Consider the following 3425-nt stretch of genomic DNA (forward strand, 5'->3'; position numbering starts at 1 on the left):
AGTTCATGATATACTCGGTAAGGAAATTGCAACTTTAGTCGACGAAGTATTAGAACCAGGTATTCACAACTCCTCATTCCGCATTCCAAATTCTGCATTCACGAGCGGTGTGTATTTCTATCAGCTCCGTACCGGCTCGTATGTTGAAACGAAAAAAATGGTGTTGATGAAGTAAAGGACCGAGATTTAACTGATTAATAATCTTCTATTACTTCTTTAGAATTTTTTAACACATTCGTTCGCTTCATAAGCGGCTGCAAATTACGACTTCTCGATATACCCGTCAGTTGACGGATTACGCGAAACCCTAAATTTATATTGGTTCTCGAGTAGTCCCGATCTAGCCTGTCGGCAGACAGGTTTATCGAAACGTATCGAGAGAACAAAAAACAAAGATTCCAGTCGGCGAAGGAGAACTTTCCCACTTTATGAACTTTCAAACTTTATGAACTTTCAAACTTTATGAACTTTTTAACTTTATGAACTTTTTAACTAAACAGCTTGACATTCATTCGAATGATTACTAAAATACTTCTGGGAGAATTAAAGAATGAACTTAATTCAATCATACGGGCAAAAACCAAATCCGTTAGCTAACGGACTTAATGAAGTTAGAATAAATCTGCGAGCAAACTATTACAGTCCAAAGTCGGTAAAAACGACAATGATATATACGCATGTTTTAAACCGAGGACTTGGAGTTAAGAGTCCATTAGACTGAAATGAAATGGATTATAGATATGCACGACCTATTTTTAAATATTGTGAATTTGAAAGAAAAACAAAACAATTGGAATGATATCATGCACCTGCACGCAGTATATCATTCTAGATATAATAAAGCTGTGCAGGATAATTAATAGTTATATGCAAAACAAAAGGAGTTAAAATGAAATCTTTTAGTACGGTTTTTATAATTTTTTTATTTTCTTGTTCTATCTATGGTCAAGGTGCTTATTTGGAAAGAGGTCAAAGTGGTTTTGGAATAGGAGGTGGTTTCTCTACTAATGAAGATGTTACTGGAATTGGTGGAAGTGTTGGTTATTCAGTTAATGGAATTTTTGATTTTGGTATAGGAGTAGAGAGTTTCAGCTTTGACCAGAAATTATTGGGTGCAGATTTAAATGCAACAGTTATTTCACCAAGTTTAACTTTCTATGCGCTTAAGCAAAATGATGAAATCCCCTTGTCTTTTGCTATTGGTGCCGGTTATGATTGGCAAATGTATTCAAACGATGTTCTTGATGATTTTAATATCGATATGACTGGAGGTTTTTTTTCAATCGGTGGTTCTTTATTTGGATACTTTAAAGCTTCAGAGTCTTTTAGAATACAACCATCAATTGGCTTCTCTTATATTACTGGCGAAGTAAAATTGGAAGATAATGCTGGTAATGAGGAATCTGAAAAAGATGACACAACAGTATTTGGAATTGGTTTAGGATTAGCGTTTAATACTTCACCCAAGAATATTTTTGTAATATCTCCACGTGTTGGTATTAGTGAAGGAACTACAACTTTTGGCGTTGGATTAAGTTTTATTCTTGGAACAAATTAAATTTGCATATAACCAGCCAATCAACCCGACCGCCTTTTCGCATTCGGCAGTTTTAATATTTTTGGCTTGGTTGTTCCGTTACAAGTTTGTTGTTCAAAGTAGTTCTATTAATTAACATTGTTGCAAACTGCACTTGCGAAGAAAGATAAGTGTAGTTTGCTAAATTATTGGCTTTGTCGTTTTAATCTGCATTGCTGTTATGGGCGGCGGGTTATCGGCAACGTCGTTAGGTTGCACAGAAAAATTATATGTATGAAATAATTATAATATTAATACTAGTTGTGATTAATGGTTTTTTAGCAATGAGTGAAATTGCATTTGTTTCAGCCAAACGTTTTAAATTGGAAGAAAAAGCAAAAAAAGGAAGTGAGTCTGCTAAGAAAGCATTGTTCCTGCTAAGTGAACCTGAAAAATTTCTCTCGGCTGTGCAGATTGGCATTACATTAGTGGGAATTCTTGCTGGAGCATTTGGCGGATATGCAATGGCTGAAGACTTAACACCATATATAAGTCAAATAGAATATTTAAAATCCTATTCTATTGAAATTTCCTTCGCAATCATTGTTACAACAATTACTTACTTATCTTTAGTTATAGGTGAACTTGTTCCTAAAAGTATAGCACTTAACAATCCAGAAAAAATTACTTTATTAATGGCATCACTTATGTTTTTTCTTGCAAAAGCATTTGCCCCATTTGTTTGGCTCCTGAGTGTATCAACAAGGTTTATAATATTTCTTTTTCGCATAAAAAAAAGTGAAGAACCACCTGTATCAGAAGATGAGTTAAAATCTTTATTAGAATTCGGAAAGTTGCACGGCACATTTGAAAATGAAGAAACAGAAATGATAAAAAAAATTTTTAGTTTTAATGATAAACGAGTTTTAGAAATAATGGTTCCAAGAACAGAAATTGAATGGATAGATATATCAATGACAAATCAAGAAGTATTAGATTTTATTTCTTCGCATCATTATTCAAAATATGTGGTTTGTGAAAACAATATTGACCACACGCTTGGAATTCTGGAATCAAAAGAATTTTTGCTCAACTATAATATTAACCATAGCTTTGATTTACGCACAACCCTAAATGATATTTTGTTTGTGCCTTCATCTATTTATTCAATTGAGTTATTTGAAAAGTTCCGCATTTATAAAACAAATATTGCTTTAATAATAGATGAATATGGTGGCACACAAGGACTTATCACATTGCACGATTTAATTGAGAATATTGCCGGAGATATACCGGAAAAATTTGATATAACTGAGCCTGAAATATTTGAAAGGAAAGATAAATCATATTTGGTTGATGGTTCAATTGAAGTAAAAAAAATATCCGAACATCTACTTATTGAATTTTCTGCAAAAGATTATACAACACTTGGTGGCTTTTTAATGAAGCGACTTGGGAAAATACCTGAATTAGGTGATATAGTGACCTATGGTATATATAAATTTGAAGTTATTGATATGGATGGGAAAAGAGTGGATAAAGTTCTTATAAAAAAAGTAGATAGTTTATGAAGAGCAACCTAACCAGTGCATCAAGCCGACAGCGTTTTCGCATTCGGCAGTTTTATAATTTTAATGTTAGTCGTTCCGTTTCGGCAAACTTGTTCAAAGTGTTCATACTAAATTAATTAACTTGCAAACCGTGCTTGCAAAGAAAGATAAGCACGGTTTGCTAAATCTTCGGCAGATGTAGTTTCATTCGGCAGTCTTGTTCTGGGCTGCGGCTTATGCACAACGTCGTTATACCAATAAAGAAAGCAGAATGAATTTGAAAAACTTGATATTGATTTTATTGTTTTGGTCAGCTTTTTATAGTATTTCTTTTAGTCAAGAAAATTCTGATAGTATTG

General features: G+C 33.2%; 3 protein-coding genes. All 3 read left to right on the forward strand.

The genetic code is table 11. The features are described 5' to 3' along the window. On the forward strand, positions 1-175 hold a 175-nt coding region (locus tag FJ213_13050), incomplete at its 5' end, for a T9SS type A sorting domain-containing protein (protein MBM4177078.1). A gap of 714 nt (positions 176-889) precedes the next feature. After that, a complete protein-coding gene (locus tag FJ213_13055) occupies positions 890-1558 on the forward strand; it encodes a hypothetical protein (protein MBM4177079.1) in 669 nt (222 codons plus the stop codon). 248 nt (positions 1559-1806) lie between these two features. Beyond that, positions 1807-3087: an HlyC/CorC family transporter gene (locus FJ213_13060; protein MBM4177080.1), complete on the forward strand. Its 1281-nt coding sequence runs from the start codon at positions 1807-1809 to the stop codon at positions 3085-3087. Positions 3088-3425: the final 338 nt, after the last annotated feature.

This window comes from Ignavibacteria bacterium (assembly GCA_016873845.1).
In the GTDB taxonomy this organism is placed as follows: Bacteria; Bacteroidota; Ignavibacteria; order Ch128b; family Ch128b; genus JAHJVF01.

Excerpts from the sequence above, each read along its gene's own strand:
- FJ213_13060 (MBM4177080.1), top strand. The coding sequence starts at position 1,807 with ATGTATGAAATAATTATAATATTAATACTAGTTGTGATTAATGGTTTT.
- FJ213_13055 (MBM4177079.1), top strand. The coding sequence starts at position 890 with ATGAAATCTTTTAGTACGGTTTTTATAATTTTTTTATTTTCTTGTTCT.